Origin of the sequence: Kitasatospora sp. MAA4 (assembly GCF_029893355.1) — a bacterium.
Taxonomy (GTDB): Bacteria; Actinomycetota; Actinomycetes; order Streptomycetales; family Streptomycetaceae; genus Kitasatospora.
The window spans coordinates 1-20,070 of sequence record NZ_JARZAI010000005.1 but is presented as its reverse complement, the minus strand read 5'-3'; the positions used below and the strand labels follow the sequence as shown (position 1 = coordinate 20,070).

The following is a 20,070-nucleotide window of genomic DNA, read 5'->3' as shown; positions in this document are numbered from 1 at the left end:
GCTCACAGGCCGCCGATCGGTGGGAGGAGCAGTCCGTTCGAGCTGCCGTTGCCGGAGGTGGTGGCCATGTAGGCGGCATAGGCGATCCAGCCCAGAACCGCCAGGAAGATGATCGCGAAGATGACCTTGGGGAGCACGGGTGCCTTCTTGACGCGCACCCCGGCGCCGGTCGAGAGGTTCTCCAGCCCCGTCGCGTACAACGTCCCGGCCCGCATCCTCCCGACGACCCGGACCCGCTCGCCCTCGCTGATCGAGCCGTGGAACGTCTCGCCGCGCATCTCGACCGGCATCAGGGCCACCCGCTTGCCCGCGTCGTCGAACCGTTCGACCCGGAACGTCCAGATCTCCTCCGTCTGCTTGTTCGCCAGCTGCTCGGTCCGCACCTGCAGGCTGCGTACCTCGCCCTCGAACGCCGCCCCGCCCGACTGCTGGACGGGGGCCTGGTGCTCGGCCCTCGGTCTGTCGGGCGCCGGACGGCTTGCCGCCGGGGGCTGTGCCGGAGGCTGCGGGTTCCAGCCGCCGCCGCCCGGGCGCACCGGACCCGGCGGCTCGGCCGGTAACGCCTGGCCGTTCAGGGGACGACCGCAGCCGCCGCAGAACCGAGCAGCCGACGGTATGGAGAAACCGCAGCTGGGGCACGTCCTGGCATCATCCATGGGGACCACTCCCTGTGCCGCTCCGCCTTCCAGCAGACACCCGCCTGTCGGACGCGGCAACTCCCCTCCGTCACGCGGAAGAAAATCCCCCCGCGGTTGAACGACCGGGCGGCGGGTTGCGTACTCCCCGGTGGAGCGGCGACCGTGCCGCTCGGTCCGTTCATCAGACTGCTGGGGTGTATGCCATGTACATGACTAAGCGTGCCGGACTGCTGACGGCCTCGGCGGCCGCGGTGCTCGCCCTGGCGACGGCCTGCGGGTCGAGTGGGTCCAGCGGCAAGTCCTCGTCCCCGTCGCCCGCGGCGAGCATGCCGCCGGCGGCCTCGTCCTCGCCTTCGTCCTCGCCCAGCCACACCCTGGCCGACCTCCAGGTGACCACCAACGCCAAGCTGGGCCAGATCGTCACGGACGGCGCCGGCCACACGCTCTACCGCTTCGACAAGGACTCCGCGAACCCCTCGATGTCCAACTGCACCGGCTCCTGTGCCACCCTCTGGCCGCCGGCCATGGCGCCCAGCGGAGCGGTCACCGCGAACGGCGTCAACGCGAGCCTGGTCGGCACGCTGACCCGCGCCGACGGCACCAAGCAGCTCACCCTGAACGGCTGGCCGCTCTACCGCTACAGCCCCGACACGGCACCCGGCGACACCAACGGCCAGGGGGTCATGGGCCTCTGGTTCGCCAGTACGCCGACCGGCGGCAAGGCCATGGCGCAGGCCCCGGCTGCGCCCAGCACGCCCGCCAAGCCCAGCAGCCCGTCCGGTGGCGGTTACGGCTACTGACGAGTCGTTCGCTCGACCTGGAGGTTAGGGGTGCGCCAAGATGGCGTGGTGACCGATGATTCCCGGGCCGGCCGCGGCGCCGCCACGGACGAGGAGCTGATGCGGGCGCTCTACCACGAGCACGCCGGGCCGCTCTTCGGGTTCGTGCTGCACCTGGTGGGCGGCGACCGGCAGCGCGCCGAGGACGTGGTCCAGGAGACCCTGGTCCGGGCCTGGCGCAACGCCGACCGGCTCGACGTGGCGGCGGGGTCGGTCCGGCCCTGGCTGGTCACGGTGGCCCGGCGGATCGTCATCGACAACCACCGGCGCGGCGCGGCCCGCCCGCCGGAGACCGACGCGGCGCCGCTGGAGCTGCTGCCGGCCGAGGACGAACTGGACCGGGCGCTGCGGCTGATGACGATCACCGACGCGCTCGGGGCGCTCAGCCAGGCGCACCGGGAGGTCATCGTGGAGACCTACCTGAAGGGCCGGACGGTCGGGGAGGCCGCGGAGGAACTGGGCATTCCGGCCGGTACGGTGAAGTCCCGGGTCTTCTACGCGCTGCGCTCGCTGAAGCTCGCGCTCGAGGAACGAGGAGTGACGTCGTGAACGGCCAGGACCGCGAGGTCCCCCAGGGGCAGGACCGGCACCTCGATGCCGGCGCGTACGTCCTCGGCGTGCTCGACGAGGCGGACCGCATCGCGTTCCAGGCCCATCTCGCGCACTGCGCGCAGTGCGCCGCGGAGGTCGCCGAGCTCAGTGAACTGGAGCCGCTGCTTGCCGAGTTGGCCGACACGGGGGTGAGAGAGTCGCTGCCCGAGCCCGGTCCGCGGCTGCTGGAAGGCCTGCTCGGCGAGGTCCGCTCGGTACGCCGCCGCAGCCGGACCAGGAGGCTGGTCCTGGTGGCCGCGGCGGCGGTGCTGGTGCTGGGCGGACCTGCGGTGACCGCCGCGGTGCTGGACGCCGGCGGCCACTCCACCGTGCAGGCGGGCGTGCTGCACACCGCCACCGACCCCACCGGCACGATCAGCGCGACCGTCGGAGTGGCCGCCAAGGGCTGGGGCAGCGCCGTCACCCTCACGCTGAACGGCGTGAGCGGGCCGCGTGACTGCGACCTGGTCGCCGTCTCCACCAGCGGCCAGCAGCAGACCGTCACCAGCTGGCACATCGCGCCCACCGGCTACAGCCCGCAGGCCCCGTCCCAGCCGCAGGCCGGCAAGGAGTTGCAGACCACCGGCGGCGCGGGCTTCCACCCGGCCGACATCAGCCACTTCGAGGTCCAGGACCTCGCCACCCACCAGATCCTGGTGAGCATCCCGGCCGGCGGCTGAGTCGGACCAGCTGCGTCAGACCAGCTGCTCGAAGTTCGCCACCAGGTCGGCCGGGCTGGGCATCGCGGCGTTCTCGGCCTGAATTTGCTGCGCGCCGGCGGCCAGGGCGGGGTCGGTGAGCAGCTGGCCGAGCAGCTTGGCGTCCACGTCCGCCGAGCCGGCGCTCAGCGCGAACCCGGACTTCACGGCGGCGTCCGCGTTGCCGAAGTGGTCCGCGCCCTGCGGCAGTATCAGCTGCGGCACGCCCGCGACCACCGCCGTCATCATGGTGCCCGAGCCGCCGTGGTGCACCAGCGCGTCCGAGACGCGCAGCAGCTCGGCCAGCGGGACCCAGGGCAGCGGCTTGACGTTGGGCGGGAGTTCGCCGAGCGGGCTGAGGTCGGTGCCGCCCACCGCGAGCAGGAAGTCGGCGTCCACCCCGGCGGCGGCCTCGGCCAGCTGGACGATCGCGTTCACGCCGTCCACCTGGGTCAGCACGGTGCCCAGGGTGACCGCGATGCGCGGCCGCTCGCCGCGGTGCCGCAGGTCGGACGGCACCGCGCCGCCGCCGTTGTACGGGACGTAGCGCACCCGCCAGCCGTCGCCGTCACCGCCGAGCGAGGCGGGCAGCACGTCCAGCGCGATCGGCCGGGCCGGGCCCTCCACCTGGTAGGTCTCGTAGGCCTCGGTGAAGTTGCGGGCCAGCCGGGCGATCATGGCGTGGCCCGAGGCGACGCCGAAGTTGTGCACCACCGAGGGGATGCCGAGCTTCGCGGCGACCAGGGGGGCGGCGGGCTGGAAGGAGTCGTAGACCAGGACGTCCGCGCCCCAGGCGGTCGCGGTGTCCAGCAGGCCGTCGACCGTGGCGCGGGAGAGCTTGGCGAAGAGCACGGCCGCGCCGTCGAGGATCTCGTCCTGGCTCCGGCGGGAGAGGTAGCTGAGGGATTCGCCCTGCTGGGTGGCTTCGGCGACGAGCTGCTTGATGGTGGTGCCGTCGCCGATCTCGGTGACCGGGATGCCGGAGTTGAGGATCGGGTCCATCGGCGAGGCCATGGCGAACAGCACGTCGTGTCCGGCGGACCGCAGTGCCTGGGCGGTGGGGACCATCGGGAACAGGTGTCCGGCCGAAGCCGGGCCGGTGAAGAGGACGCGCACGGTAGTTCTCCTTGCCAGGGCGGATGATCATCAGATGAGGCTGGTTTCAGTCTCCCTGGCCGACCTGATGATCGGTCAAATTCATCCTGTCCAAGCGACGACTACCGGACGTTTCGTGGGCGCCCCTTGCCAAATCCCCGGAGGCCTGCACCCAGATCGCGCCATGCGCAGGGCCCGTCGCGAGGACGGGCCCTGCGGCGATCAGCTCCCTGCGGCGCCGTCCTCCAGATCGCCCTCGGCCTCCAGGAAGGCCGCGCGCAGCTCGTCCAGCAGCGCGGGATCGGGCTCGGCCCACAGGCCGCGCTCGGCGGCCTCCAGCAGGCGCTCGCTGATGCCGTGCAGCGCCCAGGGGTTGGCGTCGGTGAGGAACTCCCGGTTGACCGGGTCCAGCACGTACTCCTGGGTCAGCCGCTCGTACATCCAGTCCGCGACCACGCCGGTGGTGGCGTCGTAGCCGAACAGGTAGTCGACCGTGGCGGCCATCTCGAAGGCGCCCTTGTAGCCGTGCCGGCGCATCGCCTCCAGCCAGCGCGGGTTGACCACCCGGGCGCGGAAGACCCGGGCCGCCTCCTCGGTCAGCGTGCGGGTGCGGACCGTCTCGGGCCGGGTGGAGTCGCCGATGTACGCGGCGGGGGAGGAGCCGGTCAGCGCCCGCACGGTGGCCACCATGCCGCCGTGGTACTGGAAGTAGTCGTCCGAGTCGGCGATGTCGTGCTCGCGGGTGTCGGTGTTCTTGGCTGCGACGGTGATCCGCTTGTAGGCGGTCTCCATCTCCTCGCGCGCCGGGCGCCCGTCCAGGCCGCGACCGTAGGCGTAGCCGCCCCAGGCCGTGTAGACCTCGGCGAGGTCGGCGTCGGTGCGCCAGTCGCGGCTGTCGATCAGCTGCAGCAGGCCGGCCCCGTACGTCCCCGGGCGGGAGCCGAACACCCGGACGGTGGCCCGGCGTTCGTCCCCGTGCTCGGCCAGGTCGGCCTGCACGTGGGCGCGCACGAAGTTCTCCTCGGCCGACTCCTCCTGAGCCGCCGCCAGGCGCACCGCGTCGTCCAGCAGGGCGACCACGTGCGGGAAGGCGTCGCGGAAGAAGCCGGAGATCCGCAGCGTCACATCCACCCGCGGACGGCCGAGTTCGGCCAGCGGGATGGGCTCCAGGCCGGTGACCCGGCGCGAGGCGTCGTCCCAGATCGGCCGGATGCCGAGCAGCGCGAACGCCTCGGCGATGTCGTCGCCGGCCGTGCGCATCGCGCTGGTGCCCCAGAGCGAGAGGCCCACCGACGGCGGCACGGCGCCGTCGTTGTCGGCCCGGTAGCGGTCGACCAGCGACTCGGCCAGCGCCTGCCCGGTCTCCCAGGCCAGCCGGCTGGGCACCGCCTTGGGGTCCACCGAGTAGAAGTTGCGGCCGGTCGGCAGCACGTTGACCAGCCCGCGCAGCGGCGAACCGGACGGCCCGGCGGGCACGAAGCCGCCGCGCAGCGCGTGCACCACGGCGTCCAACTCGTTGACCGTACCGGCCAGTCGGGGGACGACCTGGTGGACGGCGAAGTCCAGCACCTCGGCCACCGCGGTCGGCAGCCCGGCGGCGACCTTCTCGACGGCCTCGGGGGCCCAGTCGGCGGCCTCCATCGCCTCGACCAGCGCGCGCGCCTGCGCCTCGACGGCGTCGACGCTGCCCAGCGTCAGCGCCGCCTCGTCCAGGCCGAGCGCCTCGCGCAGCCCGGGCAGCGCGCGCACGCCGCCCCAGATCTGCCGGGCCCGCAGGATCGCCAGCACCAGGTTGACCCGGTCGGTGCCGGCCGGCGCCTGGCCCAGCACGTGCAGGCCGTCGCGGATCTGGGCGTCCTTGATCTCGCAGAGCCAGCCGTCGACGTGCAGCAGGAAGTCGTCGAAGCCGTCGTCCTCGGGGCGGTCCTCCAGACCGAGGTCGTGGTCGAGCCGGGCGGCCTGGATCAGCGTCCAGATCTGCGCCCGGACGGCCGGCAGCTTGGCCGGGTCCATCGCGGCGATGTTGGCGTGCTCGTCCAGGAGTTGCTCCAGGCGGGCGATGTCGCCGTAGCTCTCGGCGCGGGCCATCGGCGGGACCAGGTGGTCCACCAGGGTGGCGTGCGCGCGGCGCTTGGCCTGGGTGCCCTCGCCCGGGTCGTTGACCAGGAAGGGGTAGATCAGCGGCAGGTCGCCGAGCGCGGCGTCCGGCCCGCAGTCGGCGGAGAGCGCGGCGGTCTTGCCGGGCAGCCACTCCAGGTTGCCGTGCTTGCCCAGGTGCACCACGGCGTCGGCGCCGAAGCCGTTGTCGTCCTGGGCGGCCGCGATCCAGCGGTAGGCGGCCAGGTAGTGGTGCGAGGGCGGCAGGTCGGGGTCGTGGTAGATCGCCACCGGGTTGGCGCCGAAGCCGCGCGGCGGCTGGACGAGCACCAGCAGGTTGCCGGCCCGCAGGCCGGCCAGCACGATGTCGCCGTCCGGGTTCTGGCTGCGGTCCACGTACAGCTCGCCGGGCGCCGGACCCCAGTGCTGCTCGACCTTGCTGCGCAGACCCTCGGGCAGGCCCGCGTACCAGCGCCGGTAGTCGGCGGCCGGGATCCGGACCGGGTTGCGGGCCAACTGGTCCTCGGTGAGCCAGTCCTGGTCGTAGCCGCCGGCGTCGATCAGCGCGCGGATCAGCGCGTCGCCCTCGTGCTGCCCCTCGACGTCGGCCAGCCCGGGCAGCGCGTCCGGACCCTCCAGCGGGCCGATGTCCCAGCCCTCGCCGTGCAGTCGGCGCAGCAGCCGGGCGGCGCTGGCCGGGGTGTCCAGGCCGACCGCGTTGCCGACCCGGGCGTGCTTGGTCGGGTACGCGGACAGCACCAGCGCCAGGCGCCGCTCGGCGGCCGGGATGTGCCGCAGCCGGGCGTGCCGCACGGCGATCCCGGCGACCCGGGCCGAGCGCTCGGGGTCGGCGACGTAGACCGTCAGGCCGTCCTCGTCCAGCTCCTTGAAGGAGAACGGCACGGTGATCAGCCGCCCGTCGAACTCCGGCACGGCGACCTGGGTGGCGGTGTCCAGCGGGGAGAGGCCCTCGTCGCTGGACTCCCAGACCGCGCGCGACCAGGTCAGGCAGAGCGCCTGGAGGATCGGGCGGTCGAGCGCGGCGAGCGCGCCCGCGTCCCAGGCCTCCTCGTCGCCGCCGGCCGAGGCGTCGGCCGGGCGGGTGCCGCCGGCGGCCAGCACGGTGGTCACGATGGCGTCGGCGCGGCCGAGTTCGGCCAGCAGTTCGGCGCTCGCGCCGCGCAGCGAGGAGCAGTACAGCGGCAGCGCCCGGCCGCCGGCGTCCTCGATCGCGGCGCACAGGGTGTCGACGAAGGCGGTGTTGCCGCTCATGTGGTGGGCGCGGTAGTAGAGCACCGCGACCAGCGGGCCCTCGGTGCGCCGGGGCGTGCGCTCCAGCGGACCCCAGTCGGGCGCCGAGGCGGGGGCGGCGAAGCCGTGGCCGGTGAGCAGCACGGTGTCGGACAGGAACGCGGCGAGCTCGCCGAGGTTGGCAGGGCCGCCGTGCGCGAGGTAGGCGTGCGCCTCGGCGGCCAGGCCGGCCGGGACGGTGGAGAGCTCCATCAGCTGGGCGTCCGGGGCCTGTTCGCCGCTCAGCACGATCACCGGGCGCGGTCCGGCCAGCAGCGCGTCCAGGCCCTCCTCCCAGGCGCGGCGGCCGCCGAGCAGGCGGACCACCACCAGGTCGGTGCCCTCGACCAGGGCGGGCAGGTCCTCGGCGGTCAGCCGGGCCGGGTTGCCCAGCCGGTAGGGGACCGGGCCGGTGGCGGCGCGGGCGGAGAGCAGGTCGGTGTCGGAGGTCGACAGGAGCAGGATCACGCGGCGGCCCTCCCGCGGTGGTCGGCGGGGACGGGCATGACGGTGCGCATACGGCGTGCCTTCCTCGGGGTCCGCGCCCCGTGGGGGTGCCCGTGGCCGGTGGCCGCGGGCAGATGAGGACGGCTGGGAGTTCCTGGCTCCCACGGCGGGTGAGCCGTGGTCACAGTGGCGGGACCGCACCGGTTTCGCACCGGCTTCCTCCCCTTTGCGCCGTCGCTGGCGTGGGCGGACTGATGGGCCCACCCGGCGTCATAGTAACGGGCCGTCCCGGGTGCCAGTGCAGGCAAAATGCTGCCACTGCTGCTAAAATGCAGGCATGACGGCACTCACCATTCGGGACGTCCCGGACGACATGCTGCAGACCCTGAAGACCCGCGCCGCGCAGGCCGGTCAGTCCCTTCAGGCGTACGCGCTGGACCTGCTCGCTCGCGAGACGTCCAAGCCCAGCCTCGCCGAGATGATGGAACGCCTGGAGCGGGAGGCGCGTACGGATATCAGCACGGCCGACGTCCTGGCCGCCATCGAGGGCGGCCGGGAGCGCCGGTGATCGTCGTCGACTGCTCGGCGCTCGTCCATGCGCTCACCGATCACGGCCCGGCCGGCTCCGCGGTCCGCAAGCGTCTGAGCGCCGCCACCGCCCTTGCGGCCCCCGGTCTGCTGGACTACGAGATCGTCTCGGCCGTGTTCGGGATGGTCCGCGGCGGAAAACTGGCGGAGCGCGAGGCGGCGAAGGCCGTGGCCGACTACCAGGCACTGGCCGTCACCCGCCACGAGACCCTGGCGCTGTGGCGGCGCGTGCGGGAGCTGAACCACAACATCAGCGCCTACGACGCCCAGTACGTCGCCCTTGCCGAGGCTCTCGGTGCGCCGCTGATCACGAGTGACGCGCGGATCGGGCGCAGTGGCGCAGCGAAGTGTGACATCGAGGTCTTCGCCTCGGACTGACGTACTGCCTGATGCGGGGCTTACGGGCGGTCGGATCATCGGTATGCTCGCGGCCATGTCACCCTCACCCTCCCCCTTCGAGCCTGCCCCCGTCCGGGCTGTTCGTGGGCGCGACGACGCCTGTCCGGGCGCGCTGCGGCTGCATGCGGCGGACGACGGGGCGTTGGCGCGGGTCCGGGTGCCGGGCGGGCTGCTGTCGTCCGATCAGGTGCGGGTGCTGGCGGACGCCGCGACCGCGCTGGGCGACGGCCGGCTGGAGAGCACCTCGCGCGGGAACGTCCAACTGCGCGGCCTGGCCGCCGATGCCGGTGCGGAGCTGGGCGCCCGGCTGCGGTCGGCCGGACTGCTGCCCTCGGACACCCACGACCGGGTGCGCAACATCGTCGCCTCGCCGCTGGCCGGGCTGCCCGGTGCTGGGGCGGACCTGCGCGGCTGGGTGCGGCAGCTCGACGAACTGCTGCAGGGGAGCGAGAGTGCCCGGGCGCTCTCCGGCCGGTTCCTCTTCGCGCTGGACGACGGGACCGGCGACGTCGCGGCGCTGGACGCCGATGTGACCTTGATCGCACAGCCCGCCGGGACCGCCCTGCTGCGGCTCGGCCGGGCGGCGACGGCCGCGCCGGTGGCCGATCCCGTGCGGGCGGCGCTGGCCGCCGCCGAGGCGTTCGTCCGGCTGGACAGCGGATCCTGGCGGGTGCGCGAGGCCGATCCGGACGGCACGCTGCTGGCGGCCGCGCTCGGCCTGGACCCGCGCCCGCTGCCCGCTCTGCCCGGGACCCGTCCCGTGGTCGGTGAGCATGACGGAGCGCTCTGCGTCGGCCTGCGCTTCGGCCGGGCGAGCGCGGAGCAGTGGCGCCTGCTGGCGGCGACGGTGGACGAGCTGCGGGTGACCCCCTGGCGCGGCGTGGTGCTGCCCGGGGCCGACCCCGCCCGGCTGCCCGAGCTGGCCGCCGCCGGACTGCGCACCGACCCCCACTCGCCCTGGGAGCGGGCCACCGCCTGCACCGGCTCGCCCGGCTGCGCCAAGTCGCTGGCCGACGTCCGGACCGAGGCCGCGGCCGCGCTGGACGCCACCGCCGGTCTCGCCGGCCTGCCCGTGCCGCCCCTGCTGCCCGTGCACTGGTCGGGCTGCGAGCGCCGCTGCGGGCACCCGGTCGGCGAGTGGGTCGACGTGCTGGCCACCGGCGACGGCTACCGCATCTCCCAACTGCCCGGCAGTGCCACCGAAGTGACGAACCAACAGATGGCGGCAGCGGTCGCTGCGGCCCGGAGGACCACGTGATCGAGTACGAGAAGGACGGCGCGGCGATCTACCGCGAGTCCTTTGCCACCATCCGCGCCGAGGCCGACCTCGCCGGTCTGCCCGCCGACGTCTCCCAGGTCGCGGTGCGGATGATCCACGCCTGCGGGATGACCGACCTGGTCTCCGACCTGCTCTGGACCCCCGGCGTGGTCTCCGCCGCGCGGGCCGCGCTGCGGGCCGGTGCGCCGATCCTGTGCGACGTCTCGATGGTGGCCAGCGGGGTCACCCGCAAGCGGCTGCCCGCCGACAACGAGGTGATCTGCACGCTCTCCGACCCCTCGGTGCCCGCGCTCGCGGCCGAGCTCGGCACCACCCGCAGCGCGGCGGCCATGGAGCTGTGGCGCGACCGCCTGGAGGGCTCGGTGGTCGCCGTCGGCAACGCGCCGACCTCGCTCTTCCGGCTGCTGGAGATGATCGAGGCGGGCGCCCCCCGCCCGGCCGCCGTGATCGGCGTCCCGGTCGGCTTCATCGGCGCGGCCGAGTCCAAGCAGGCGCTGGCCGACCACCCCGCGGGCCTGGAGCACCTGGTGGTGCGCGGGCGGCGCGGCGGCAGCGCCATCGCGGCGGCGGCCCTGAACGCGATTGCGAGTGAGATCGAATGACGGACCGTCAGATAGCAGCTGGGACCGGTCGGCTGTACGGCGTCGGCCTCGGTCCGGGCGACCCGGACCTGATGACCGTGCGCGCCGCCGCGCTGATCGGCAAGGCCGACGTGGTGGCGTACCACAGCGCCCGGCACGGCCGTTCGATCGCCCGCTCGATCGCGGCCCGCTACCTGCGCGAGGGCCAGATCGAGGAGCCGCTGGTCTACCCGGTCACCACCGAGACCACCGACCACCCCGGCGGCTACCGGGGGGCGTTGGACGAGTTCTACGAGGAGGCCGCAGCCCGTCTCGCGGTCCACCTGGACGCCGGCCGCGACGTGGTGGTGCTCGCCGAGGGCGACCCGATGTTCTACGGCTCGTACATGCACATGCACAAGCGGCTCGCGCACCGCTACCCGACCGAGGTGGTCCCCGGGGTGACCTCGGTGAGCGCCGCGGCCGCCCGGCTGGGACGACCGCTGGTCGAGGCGGAGGAGGTGCTGACCATCCTGCCGGGCACGCTGCCGGAGGAGGAGCTGACGGCCCGGCTGGCCGCCACCGACTCGGCCGCGATCCTCAAGCTCGGCCGGACCTTCCCCACCGTGCGCCGGGCGCTGGAGCGCTCGGGGCGGCTGGCGGACGCGCAGTTCGTCGAGCGGGCCACCATGGCGGGGGAGCGGATGGCGCCGCTCGCCGAGGTGGACCCGGAGTCCGTGCCGTACTTCTCGGTCGCGATCCTGCCGAGCCGGATCGGGCTGCCGACGGACGAAGCTCCCTCTTCGAAGGAGGGCCAGGTGGTCGTGGTCGGCCTCGGCCCGGCCGGACCGCTCTGGCTGACCCCCGAGGCGCGCGGTGAACTCGCCGCCGCCGACGACCTGGTGGGCTACACCACCTACCTGGACCGGGTCCCGGTGCGCCCCGGGCAGCAGCGGCACGGCTCGGACAACAAGGTCGAGGCCGAGCGCGCCGAGTTCGCCCTGGACCTGGCCCGGCGCGGCCGCCGGGTCGCGGTGGTCTCCTCCGGCGACCCGGGCGTCTTCGCGATGGCCACCGCCGTCCTGGAGGCCGCCTGCGCCGACCCGTACCGCGAGGTGCCGGTCCGGATCGTCCCCGGGATGACGGCCGCGCACGCCGCGGCCTCCCGCGCGGGCGCCCCGCTCGGCCACGACTACGCGGTGGTCTCGCTCTCCGACCGGCTCAAGCCGTGGTCGGCGGTGGCGACCCGGCTGCGCGCGGCGGCCTCGGCCGACCTGGTGCTGGCCCTCTACAACCCCGGCTCGCGCAGCCGCACCACGCAGGTCGGCCTGGCCCGCGACCTGCTGCTCGAACACCGCGCGCCGGACACCCCCGTGGTGCTGGCCCGGGATGTCGGCGGCCCCACCGAGCGGGTCCGCACGGTCCGGCTCGCCGACCTCGACCCGGCCGAGGTCGACATGCGCACCATCCTGCTGATCGGCTCCTCGCAGACCCAGGCGGTCCGCCGCGGCGACGGCACCGAGGTCGTCTGGACCCCGCGCCGCTACCCGGAGGACTGAGACGTGGGGTTGGCCGCGCAGTCAGCTGCGCGGCCAACCGGGCGAGAGTTTCCCGAGTCTTCGCGTCGGGCGCGCGGGCCATCGCCGTGCGGGCACTAGTTTCCGCAGTGGCTGTCCCCGAAAGGCCTGTCACCGACGGGCCGTGCGCACGCGAAAGGACCCCGCGCGATGAAGCGAAACCGTCGAACCCCGGCCGGAGTGCTCGCCGCCACCCTGCTGATGGCGGGCCTCACCATGGGAGCCGCACCGGCGCCGGCCGCGGACCCGGACGGCGGGCGGGTGCCCCCGGTCACGGTCGCCGCCGACCCGGCCACCCACGCCGCACTGGTGGCCGCCGCGCAGCGGGCACAGGCCGAGAACCCCAACTCCCAGGTCCGGCACATCTGTTACGCGGCACATGTGCAGAACATCGGCTGGCAGCCGCCGGTCTGCGACGGGCGAGTCGCCGGAACGCAGGGGCAGAGCCTGCGACTTGAGGCGCTGGACATCCTGGTCACCGGCATCGGCGGCGTCTGCGCGGACGCCTACGAGCAGTACAGCGGCTGGCAGGGCTGGCGCTGCGGCGACGACGCAACCGACGTCGTCGTCGGCACCACCGGCCAGTCGCTGCGCATGGAGGCGCTCGCGGTCAGCGTCGCGAGCGGCGGTGTCTGCGTGGACGGGTACGTGCAGAACACCGGTTGGCAGCAGTGGCAGTGCGCGGACGCCATGCAGACCGCGCTGGTCGGCACGACCGGGCAGTCGCTGCGCCTGGAGGCCGTCGCGATGACCGTATGACACCCGCGGCCCGGTCGCGGATCGCTCCGCGGCCGGGCCGGTGTCGTTTCGTCAATCAGTGCCGATCATCAGCACTTTGATGTGGAGTCAGTTCCTCTCTAGGTCCAACTCGTGTCCTCCCCGGAGCCGTTGCTCTGGAACTGGGCGGACACGACCTGAAAGACTCCCCCGAAAACCGACATGACTGTCCCCTCTTTCTCGATACTGCGGTGATGGTGACCCTTCGGCGCCCGGATGACGGCATGGCGACGACACCCGTGTGCGCGGAGGGGTCCAGCTGAGGTGTTTGGCCGTGTCGCGGCTGCCATCCCCTGTGTGGCAGCCGACGGTTCCGGCTTGACGTGCTTGACGGTACTGGCTGTACCGGCGTCGGCGGTACTGGATTTCCTGCTGCCGGCCCGTCCGCCGACGGGCCGGGCCGGGGGCTTGTTCCCCCGGCTGATGTCATCAACCTATCGGCCGGCACTGACAACGGCCCGTCGCGCCGGAGCGGGCGCGACGGGCCGTAGCGGGGAAGGGTGTTCAGGAGGTGAACGACACCGCCGTGAGCTGCTCGGAGACCGCCCAGAGCCGGGCCGCCGTCGTCGCGTTGCGGGCCTGGAAGGGGATCCGGGCCGTCGTCGGCAGACCGGTGAGGCCGCCGAGCCCGTCCGGACCGTAGTAACCGCCGCCCACCGCACGGGCGCTGGTGGCGGCCACCAGGCTCGGCAGCGCGCCGAGCGCAGGGTCCTGGAAGATCCCGGGCACCCTGGTGGACCACTCGTTCAGGTTGAACGAGCCGGGGGCCCGGCCCAGGGTGGGGCCGCTGCGCGTCAGGTTGGTGCGGGTGAAGCCCGGGTGCGCGGCGTTGCTCAGGATGCCCCAGCCGTGCCGGGCGCTGCGCCGGTCCAGTTCCAGGGCGAACATCAGGTCGGCCAGCTTGGAGCGGGAGTAGGCGTCCCACGCGCTGTAGCGGCGCTCGGCGTTGAGGTTGCGGAAGTCGATCCGGCCCGGGTGCGCGGCCAGGCTGCTCACCGTGACCACCCGGGGTGCCTTGGCGGCGCGCAGCAGCGGCAGCAGGCGGGCGGTGAGGGCGAAGTGCCCGAGGTAGTTGGTGCCGAACTGGAGCTCGAAGCCGTCCGCGGTGGAGTGCCGGGTGGGTACGGCCATCACCCCGGCGTTGTTCACCAGCAGGTCGACGGGCGTGCCGCGCTCGGCCAGCGTGGCGGCGAAGCCGGCCACCGAGTCCAGGCTGGAGAGGTCCAGCGCCGCCACCGACACCGCGGCGTCCGGGGCGTCCTGGCGGATCCGCTCGGCCGCGGCCTCGCCCTTGGCGCTGTCCCGGACGGCGAGCACCACTTCGGCGCCGGCCAGCGCCAGTCGCCGTGCGGTCTCGAAGCCGATTCCACTGTTCGACCCGGTCACCACGGCCAGTCGGCCGCTCTGGTCGGGGATGGCGATGTCCTGGGGCCTACGGGCCACGACGGGCTCCTCTCGACGGCATTCAGTCGACGGTATCCCAGTGCGCGCGCAGCCAGTCCAGTGCACCCTGCACATCCGCCACCACCGGCACCCCGGCAGGCGCCGCGGGCCGCTCCACGATCACCACCGGCAGGCCGAGTTCGCGCGCCACGGCCAGCTTCGGCGCGGTCGCCGCGCCCCCGCTGTCCTTGGTCACCAGGACGTCGATCCGGTGCTCGCGGAACACCTCGCGCTCGCCGTCCAGGTGGAACGGCCCCCGGTCGAGCAGCACCAGCAGGTCGGCCGGCAGCGGCGGGTCCGGCCGCTCCACCGACCGGGCGACGATGTGCACCCCGCGGACCCCGGCGAAGGCCGCCATGCCGAGGCGCCCGGTGGTCAGCAGCGCCCGCCGTCCAAGGCCCGGCAGGACGGCGGCGGCCTGCTCCAGCGAGCCGACCGGATGCCAGCGGTCGGCCGGCTCCGGGACCCAGCTGGGCCGGCGCAGGGCGAGCAGGGGAGTATGGACGGCGGCGGCCGCCTCGGCCGCGTTGCGGCTGATGGTCTGGGCGAAGGGATGCGTGGCGTCGATGAGGGTGTGCACGTGCTGCGACCGCAGCCAGTCGGCGAGGCCCTCGGCGCCGCCGAAGCCGCCCACCCGGACCTCCCCGGCCGGCAGCCGCGGTTCGGCGACCCGGCCGGCCAGCGAGCTGGTCACCCGTACGTTCGGGTCGGCGGCCAGCTCGGCTGCCAGGCGGCGGCCCTCGGTGGTACCGCCGAGGATCAGGATGTGCCGCACGGTTGGTCCTTCCCTGGGGTGGTGGCATGTCTGACGTGACCGGTGGTCGCGAGGAGCAGCTGCGCAGCAGCGGTCTGCGGCCCGGCTGGACGACCGGCGCCTGCGCCACCGCCGCCACCACCGCGGCCTACACCGCGCTGCTCACCGGCGAGTTCCCCGACCCGGTGGCGATCACGCTGCCGAAGGGCCAGCAGCCCGCCTTCGCCCTGGCCGGCGAGGAGTTGACGGAACGTCAGGCAGATCAGGTTGCGATGGCGGCCGTCGTGAAGGACGCCGGCGACGACCCGGACGTGACGCACGGCGCCGTGATCCGCGCGACGGTGCGCCTGGGGCCGGCCGGCAGCGGCGTGCGGTTCCTGGCCGGCAGCGGCGTCGGCACGGTGACCAAGGCCGGCCTGCCGCTGGCCGTCGGCGAGCCCGCGATCAACCCGGTGCCGCGCCAGATGATGCGCGACGCGGTGGCCGCGGTGGCCGCCCGGCACGGCGGCACCGGCGACGTCGTGATCGAGATCTCGATCGACAACGGCGCCGAGATCGCCCGCAGCACCTGGAACCCGCGCCTGGGCATCCTCGGCGGCCTCTCGGTGCTGGGCACCACCGGCATCGTGGTGCCGTACTCCTGCTCGGCCTGGATCGACAGCATCCGGCGCGGCGTGGACGTGGCGCGCGCCGCCGGCCGTACGCACGTCGCGGGCTGCACCGGCTCGACCTCGGAGCGGGTCGCGGTGGCCGAGCACGGGCTGCCCGAGGACGCCCTGCTCGACATGGGCGACTTCGCCGGCGCCGTGCTCAAGTACCTGCGCCGCCACCCGGTGGACCGGCTGACCATCGCCGGCGGGTTCGCCAAGCTCTCCAAGCTGGCGGCCGGCCATCTCGACCTGCACTCCGCACGCTCCCAGGTGGACAAGGGGTTCCTGGCCGGACTCGCCCGCGAGGGCGGCGCCGGGCCCGAGCTGGTGGCCGCGGTGGCGGCGGCCAACACCGGCCTGGAGGCCGTCCAGCTCTGCACGGCGGCGGGGGTGCCGCTCGGCGACCTGGTGGCCCGCGGCGCCCGCGCGACGGCGCTCGGCGTGCTGCGCGAGGCGCCGGTCGCGGTCGACGTGATCTGCATCGACCGGGCCGGCACCATCGTGGGCCGCGCCGAGCCGCTGGCCAACCGGCCCTAGGGCTGGCAGGACCGGTCGCGGTCGCAGGAGTAGAGGTGGCTGTCGGGGAACTGCTCGGCCGCCAGCGTCCGGCCGACCATGATGACGGCGGTCCGCACCACGCCGGCCGCCTTCACCTGCTCGGCGATGTCGGCCAGCGTCCCGCGCAGCACCAGCTCGTCGGGGCGGCTGGCCATCGCGACCACGGCCGCCGGGCAGTCCGGGCCGTAGTTCGGCAGCAGCTCGGTCACCACGCGGTCGACGTACCGGGCGGCCAGGTGCAGCACCAGCAGCGCGCCGCTGCGCCCGAGCGTGGCCAGATCCTCGCCCGCGGGCATCGGGGTGGCCTGCTGGGCGATCCGGGTCAGGATCACCGTCTGGCCCACCGTCGGGACGGTCAGCTCGCGCCCCAGCGCCGCCGCGGCGGCGGCGAACGCGGGCACGCCCGGGACGATCTCGTACGGCACCCCGGCCGCGTCCAGCCGGCGCATCTGCTCGGCGACCGCGCTGAACACCGACGGGTCGCCGGAGTGCAGCCGCGCGACGTCCTGGCCGGCCTGGTGGGCCCGGACCAGCTCGGCGGTGATCTCGTTCAGATCCAGCCGCGCGGTGTCCACCAGCCTGGCCCCCGGCGGGCATTCGGCCAGCAGTTCGGCGGGCACCAGGCTGCCCGCGTACAGGCAGACCTCGCAGCGGGCCAGCAGCCGGGCGCCGCGCAGCGTGATCAGGTCGGCGGCGCCGGGGCCCGCGCCGATGAAGTAGACAGTCACGATGCTTCTCCTACAGGGGACTTGACGCCAGATTTGGTTACCGACCACTGGGTGACCGGCATCGCCTGCCGCCACCCGGTGAAGCCGCCGACCGGGACGGCATGGGCGACGGCGAGCCGCAGCAACTCGCCGCCCACGCGGCGGTACCACTCGGTGAGCAGCGCCTCGGACTCCAGCGTCACGGTGTTGGCGACCAGCCGCCCACCCGGCGGCAGCGCCGCCCAGCAGGCCTCCAGCAGGCCCGGAGCGGTCAGTCCGCCGCCGATGAACACCGCGTCCGGGGTGGGGAGTCCGGCCAGGGCGGCGGGCGCGGCGCCGGTCACCACGCGCAGCCTCGGCACGCCCAGTGCGTCGGCGTTGCGGCTGATCCGCCCGGCCCGCACGGGGTCGCGCTCCACGCTGACGGCCCGGCAGCTGCGGTGCGCGCGCAGCCACTCGATCGCGATGCTGCCGGAACCGCCGCCGACGTCCCAGAGCAGCTCGCCGGGGCGCGGCGCGAGCGTGGCCAGCGTCGCCGCACGGACATGACGCTTCGTCAGCTGGCCGTCGCTCTCGAAGAGTTCGTCCCGCAGGCCGGGGACCAGTGAGGACGGCAGGGCGTCGGGATCGGCCCGGCAGTGCAGCGCGACGATGTTCAGCGGGTCGCCGGCCGGGTGCGCCCAGTCCCGCGCGAGCCCGTCCAGTTCGCGTTCGGCCGGCCCGCCCAGCTGCTCCAGGACCCGCAACCCGCTGGACCCGTACCCGAGTTCACTCAGCAGACCGGCCACCGCCGCCGGGGTGGCCGCATCGGCGCTCAGCACCAGCAGCCGGCGCCCGTCGTACAGCGCCCCGGCCAGCGTGGCGAGGGGACGCCCGACCAGGCTGACCGTCTCGGTCTCCTCCAGCGCCCAGCCCAGCCGGGCGCAGGCGTAACTGACCGAGGACGGGTGCGGCAGCACCCGCAGGCGCTCGGCGCCCAGCAGCTCGGTCAGCGTGCGGCCGATCCCGAAGAACATCGGGTCGCCGCTGGCCAGCACCGCCACCCGCCGCCCGGCGTGCTCCGCCAGCAGCCCGGGAACGGCGGGCCGCAGCGGCGAGGGCCAGGCCACCCGGGCAGCCGGCACGCCGGCGGGCAGCAGCTCCAGCTGCCGGGGCCCGCCGATCACCACCTCGGCCTCCTCCAGCGCCGCCCGCGAGCCCGGCGCGAGTCCGGCCCAACCGTCCGCGCCGATGCCCACGACCGTCACCGGCGGGGTGGTTGCTGGGCTGGTCAACAGGGTCTCCTCGCAGGTCCGGGCAGGGGCACCGGCAGCCTACCGGGCCCTTCCCCGACCTGGGGGACCAGCCCGTACGGTACGGGGATGACCTTCTCCCTCGCGCACCTCAGCGACCCGCACATCACCACCGGCGTGCTGGCCGGCGAGCCCGCGGCCGGCCTGCACCGGGCGCTCAGCCGGGCCCTGGCGCTGGACCCGCAGCCGGACTGCGTGGTGATCACCGGTGATCTGGTCAACCACGGCCGTCCCGACGAGTACGCCGCCCTGCGCGAGATCCTCGACGGCTTCCCGCTGCCGGTCCACCTGCTGGCGGGCAACCACGACGACCCGGCCGCCCTGCCGCAGACCCGCTACACCGTCGACTACCCCGCGGCGACCGTCGTGGTGCTCGACTCCCACCTGCCCGGCTCGCCCGGCGGCCGGCTCGGCGCCGAGCAACTCGCCTGGCTGGACGAGACGCTGGCCCGCCGCCCGGAGCTGCCCGCGTTCGTCTGCCTGCACCACCCGCCGGTGCCGATCGGCATCCCGTTCCTGGACGCGATGCGGCTGGAGGACGGCGACGCGCTGGCCGAGGTGATCGCCCGCCACCCGCAGGTCGTCAGGGTGCTGGCCGGCCACGTGCACCGCCCGATCACCGCCGACTTCGCCGGCAGCACCCTGGCGGTCGCGCCCAGCACCTACCGGCAGAGCGACCTGACCATGCGCGAGGACCGCCCGCTGGGCTACGTCGGCGAACCGACGGGCTTCCTGCTCCACCTGCTGACCGACACCGGCTGCCTCACCCACACCGTCGCCGTCAGCCACTCGGCGGGGACGATCGGGCACTACTGACGCCGATGCCGTGTGGTTGGGCGGCCACGTGTGTCAGTTTCCCGCGCGCCCCTCGTTGAGCCGACGTTTACTCGGCTCTGCGATGCTCCGGGACACGTCGAACCAGCAGGAGAGGGCAGCGCACGACCAAGGCCCTTGGCTCGACTGCAACCGAACAGGAGACCGCAACTCCCTGGTCCCTGCGCCAGGGCCGCGAGTCGAGGCCGCTCGGGTTCGTACCGTCACCTGCGAGCGGCGCAGATCGCCCTGCACATCGGCATCAGACGAGAGAAGGACGAAATGAACCTGCGCACCAGGCTCCACAAGATCCTCTTCAGCACTGTGACGCTCGTACTCGGTGGCGCTCTGCTGGCTGCGCCGGCCGACGCGGCCGGCCAGCCGGCATCCGAAGCGAAGATCGTACCCGCGACTCTGTCGTCGGGGGCGTCGACCGTGCAGTCCCTCGTCGCGCTGTCGCCCAACGGGAGCGGCGTCTACCGCTGGACCGGGGGGCAGAACTGGACCCAGATCGGCGGCCCGGCGGGCACGCTCTACGCGGGCGCCGGAGGGCTGCTCGCCACCACCCCCGGGGTCGGCAACGTCATGATGTTCACCGGGGGCAGCAGCTGGACCCAGATCGGCGGGCCCGGCGCGCAGTTCGCCATCGACGGCCAGGGCGACATCTTCGGTCTGACCTCTGGCAAGAACGCTGTCATGGAGTGGACCGGAGGCCAGAGCTGGCGCCAGGTCGGCGGCCCGGCTGACTCGATCATCGGCGGCTCGGCGGGGCTGCTCGCCACCACCCCCGGGACCGGTAACGTCATGATGTTCACCGGGGGCAGCGGTTGGACCCAGATCGGCGGGCCCGGTGCGCAGTTCGCCGAGGACGGCTACGGCGACGTCTTCGGTCTGACCTCTGGCAAGAACGCTGTCATGGAGTGGACCGGAGGCCAGAGCTGGCGCCAGGTCGGCGGCCCGGCTGACTCGATCATCGGC

General features: G+C 74.0%; 19 protein-coding genes and 1 riboswitch. Of the genes, 12 read left to right on the top strand and 7 right to left on the bottom strand.

The window, feature by feature from the left end:
• Window positions 1–2: 2 nt before the first annotated feature.
• Window positions 3–383, bottom strand: a complete 381-nt coding sequence (locus P3T37_RS08430; RefSeq protein WP_280722845.1) for a hypothetical protein — start codon at window positions 381–383, stop codon at window positions 3–5.
• 464 nt (window positions 384–847) lie between these two features.
• Here P3T37_RS08430 and P3T37_RS08425 point away from each other — a divergent pair, with 464 nt between their 5' ends.
• From P3T37_RS08425 to P3T37_RS08415, 3 genes are read left to right on the top strand one after another with little or no spacing between them, the layout of a single operon-like run.
• Window positions 848–1,438, top strand: a complete 591-nt coding sequence (locus P3T37_RS08425; RefSeq protein WP_280722844.1) for a hypothetical protein — start codon at window positions 848–850, stop codon at window positions 1,436–1,438.
• A 48-nt stretch (window positions 1,439–1,486) separates the two neighbouring features.
• A complete protein-coding gene (locus P3T37_RS08420) occupies window positions 1,487–2,026 on the top strand; it encodes a sigma-70 family RNA polymerase sigma factor (RefSeq protein ID WP_280722843.1) in 540 nt (179 codons plus the stop codon).
• Complete coding sequence (locus P3T37_RS08415; RefSeq protein WP_280722842.1) at window positions 2,023–2,748, top strand: zf-HC2 domain-containing protein; 726 nt, start codon at window positions 2,023–2,025, stop codon at window positions 2,746–2,748. The genes P3T37_RS08420 and P3T37_RS08415 overlap by 4 nt, the downstream gene beginning before the upstream one ends.
• Window positions 2,749–2,763: 15 nt before the next feature.
• Here the strand turns inward: P3T37_RS08415 and P3T37_RS08410 are convergent, their stop codons facing one another.
• A complete protein-coding gene (locus tag P3T37_RS08410; protein ID WP_280722841.1) occupies window positions 2,764–3,882 on the bottom strand; it encodes a nucleotide disphospho-sugar-binding domain-containing protein in 1,119 nt (372 codons plus the stop codon).
• A 201-nt stretch (window positions 3,883–4,083) separates the two neighbouring features.
• Entirely contained in the window at window positions 4,084–7,716 is a 3,633-nt protein-coding gene (gene cobN, locus P3T37_RS08405) for a cobaltochelatase subunit CobN (RefSeq protein WP_280722840.1), read from the bottom strand.
• 107 nt (window positions 7,717–7,823) lie between these two features.
• A riboswitch (cobalamin riboswitch) is annotated at window positions 7,824–7,975 on the bottom strand.
• Window positions 7,976–8,032: 57 nt separating this feature from the next.
• Here cobN and P3T37_RS08400 point away from each other — a divergent pair.
• From P3T37_RS08400 to P3T37_RS08375, 6 genes are all read left to right on the top strand, one after another.
• On the top strand, window positions 8,033–8,263 hold the full coding sequence (locus P3T37_RS08400; RefSeq protein ID WP_280722839.1) for an antitoxin: 231 nt from the start codon (window positions 8,033–8,035) through the stop codon (window positions 8,261–8,263).
• On the top strand, window positions 8,260–8,661 hold the full coding sequence (locus P3T37_RS08395; RefSeq protein WP_280722838.1) for a type II toxin-antitoxin system VapC family toxin: 402 nt from the start codon (window positions 8,260–8,262) through the stop codon (window positions 8,659–8,661). The genes P3T37_RS08400 and P3T37_RS08395 overlap by 4 nt, the downstream gene beginning before the upstream one ends.
• Before the next feature lie 55 nt (window positions 8,662–8,716).
• The gene (locus P3T37_RS08390) at window positions 8,717–9,940 is read left to right on the top strand and encodes a cobalamin biosynthesis protein CobG (RefSeq protein ID WP_280722837.1); all 1,224 of its coding nucleotides are present in this window, start codon (window positions 8,717–8,719) and stop codon (window positions 9,938–9,940) included.
• Window positions 9,937–10,563 (top strand): precorrin-8X methylmutase, encoded by a 627-nt coding sequence (locus P3T37_RS08385; protein WP_280722836.1) that lies wholly within the window; start codon window positions 9,937–9,939, stop codon window positions 10,561–10,563. The genes P3T37_RS08390 and P3T37_RS08385 overlap by 4 nt, the downstream gene beginning before the upstream one ends.
• Window positions 10,560–12,080: a precorrin-2 C(20)-methyltransferase gene (locus tag P3T37_RS08380; protein WP_280722835.1), complete on the top strand. Its 1,521-nt coding sequence runs from the start codon at window positions 10,560–10,562 to the stop codon at window positions 12,078–12,080. The genes P3T37_RS08385 and P3T37_RS08380 overlap by 4 nt, the downstream gene beginning before the upstream one ends.
• A gap of 168 nt (window positions 12,081–12,248) precedes the next feature.
• Window positions 12,249–12,857 carry a hypothetical protein gene (locus P3T37_RS08375; protein WP_280722834.1) on the top strand — a complete coding sequence of 203 codons (609 nt, stop codon included), beginning with the start codon at window positions 12,249–12,251 and terminating at the stop codon, window positions 12,855–12,857.
• Between the two features lie 522 nt (window positions 12,858–13,379).
• Here the strand turns inward: P3T37_RS08375 and P3T37_RS08370 are convergent.
• Both P3T37_RS08370 and P3T37_RS08365 read right to left on the bottom strand, forming a co-directional pair.
• Window positions 13,380–14,318: an SDR family oxidoreductase gene (locus P3T37_RS08370; protein WP_280722833.1), complete on the bottom strand. Its 939-nt coding sequence runs from the start codon at window positions 14,316–14,318 to the stop codon at window positions 13,380–13,382.
• Between the two features lie 22 nt (window positions 14,319–14,340).
• Window positions 14,341–15,093, bottom strand: coding sequence for a cobalt-precorrin-6A reductase (locus P3T37_RS08365; RefSeq protein ID WP_280722832.1), 753 nt, complete (start codon window positions 15,091–15,093; stop codon window positions 14,341–14,343).
• A 26-nt stretch (window positions 15,094–15,119) separates the two neighbouring features.
• On the opposite strand from P3T37_RS08365, the gene P3T37_RS08360 reads away from it, so the two are divergent.
• Window positions 15,120–16,259, top strand: a complete 1,140-nt coding sequence (locus P3T37_RS08360) for a cobalt-precorrin-5B (C(1))-methyltransferase (protein WP_280722831.1) — start codon at window positions 15,120–15,122, stop codon at window positions 16,257–16,259.
• Here the strand turns inward: P3T37_RS08360 and cobM are convergent.
• Window positions 16,256–17,008, bottom strand: a complete 753-nt coding sequence (cobM, locus tag P3T37_RS08355) for a precorrin-4 C(11)-methyltransferase (RefSeq protein ID WP_280722830.1) — start codon at window positions 17,006–17,008, stop codon at window positions 16,256–16,258. The genes P3T37_RS08360 and cobM overlap by 4 nt on opposite strands.
• Window positions 17,005–18,264 (bottom strand): precorrin-6y C5,15-methyltransferase (decarboxylating) subunit CbiE, encoded by a 1,260-nt coding sequence (gene cbiE / locus P3T37_RS08350; protein WP_280723138.1) that lies wholly within the window; start codon window positions 18,262–18,264, stop codon window positions 17,005–17,007. The genes cobM and cbiE overlap by 4 nt, the downstream gene beginning before the upstream one ends.
• A gap of 84 nt (window positions 18,265–18,348) precedes the next feature.
• Here cbiE and P3T37_RS08345 point away from each other — a divergent pair, with 84 nt between their 5' ends.
• Window positions 18,349–19,095 carry a phosphodiesterase gene (locus P3T37_RS08345; RefSeq protein ID WP_280722829.1) on the top strand — a complete coding sequence of 249 codons (747 nt, stop codon included), beginning with the start codon at window positions 18,349–18,351 and terminating at the stop codon, window positions 19,093–19,095.
• 279 nt (window positions 19,096–19,374) lie between these two features.
• A partial coding sequence (locus tag P3T37_RS08340; protein WP_280722828.1) for a hypothetical protein occupies window positions 19,375–20,070 on the top strand: 696 nt, incomplete at its 3' end.

What these genes read in the sequence shown, in the direction of transcription:
- P3T37_RS08425 (WP_280722844.1), top strand. Translation starts at nt 848, where the DNA reads ATGACTAAGCGTGCCGGACTGCTGACGGCCTCGGCGGCCGCGGTGCTC.
- P3T37_RS08400 (WP_280722839.1), top strand. Translation starts at nt 8,033, where the DNA reads ATGACGGCACTCACCATTCGGGACGTCCCGGACGACATGCTGCAGACC.
- P3T37_RS08390 (WP_280722837.1), top strand. Translation starts at nt 8,717, where the DNA reads ATGTCACCCTCACCCTCCCCCTTCGAGCCTGCCCCCGTCCGGGCTGTT.
- P3T37_RS08380 (WP_280722835.1), top strand. Translation starts at nt 10,560, where the DNA reads ATGACGGACCGTCAGATAGCAGCTGGGACCGGTCGGCTGTACGGCGTC.
- P3T37_RS08375 (WP_280722834.1), top strand. Translation starts at nt 12,249, where the DNA reads ATGAAGCGAAACCGTCGAACCCCGGCCGGAGTGCTCGCCGCCACCCTG.
- P3T37_RS08360 (WP_280722831.1), top strand. Translation starts at nt 15,120, where the DNA reads ATGTCTGACGTGACCGGTGGTCGCGAGGAGCAGCTGCGCAGCAGCGGT.
- P3T37_RS08345 (WP_280722829.1), top strand. Translation starts at nt 18,349, where the DNA reads ATGACCTTCTCCCTCGCGCACCTCAGCGACCCGCACATCACCACCGGC.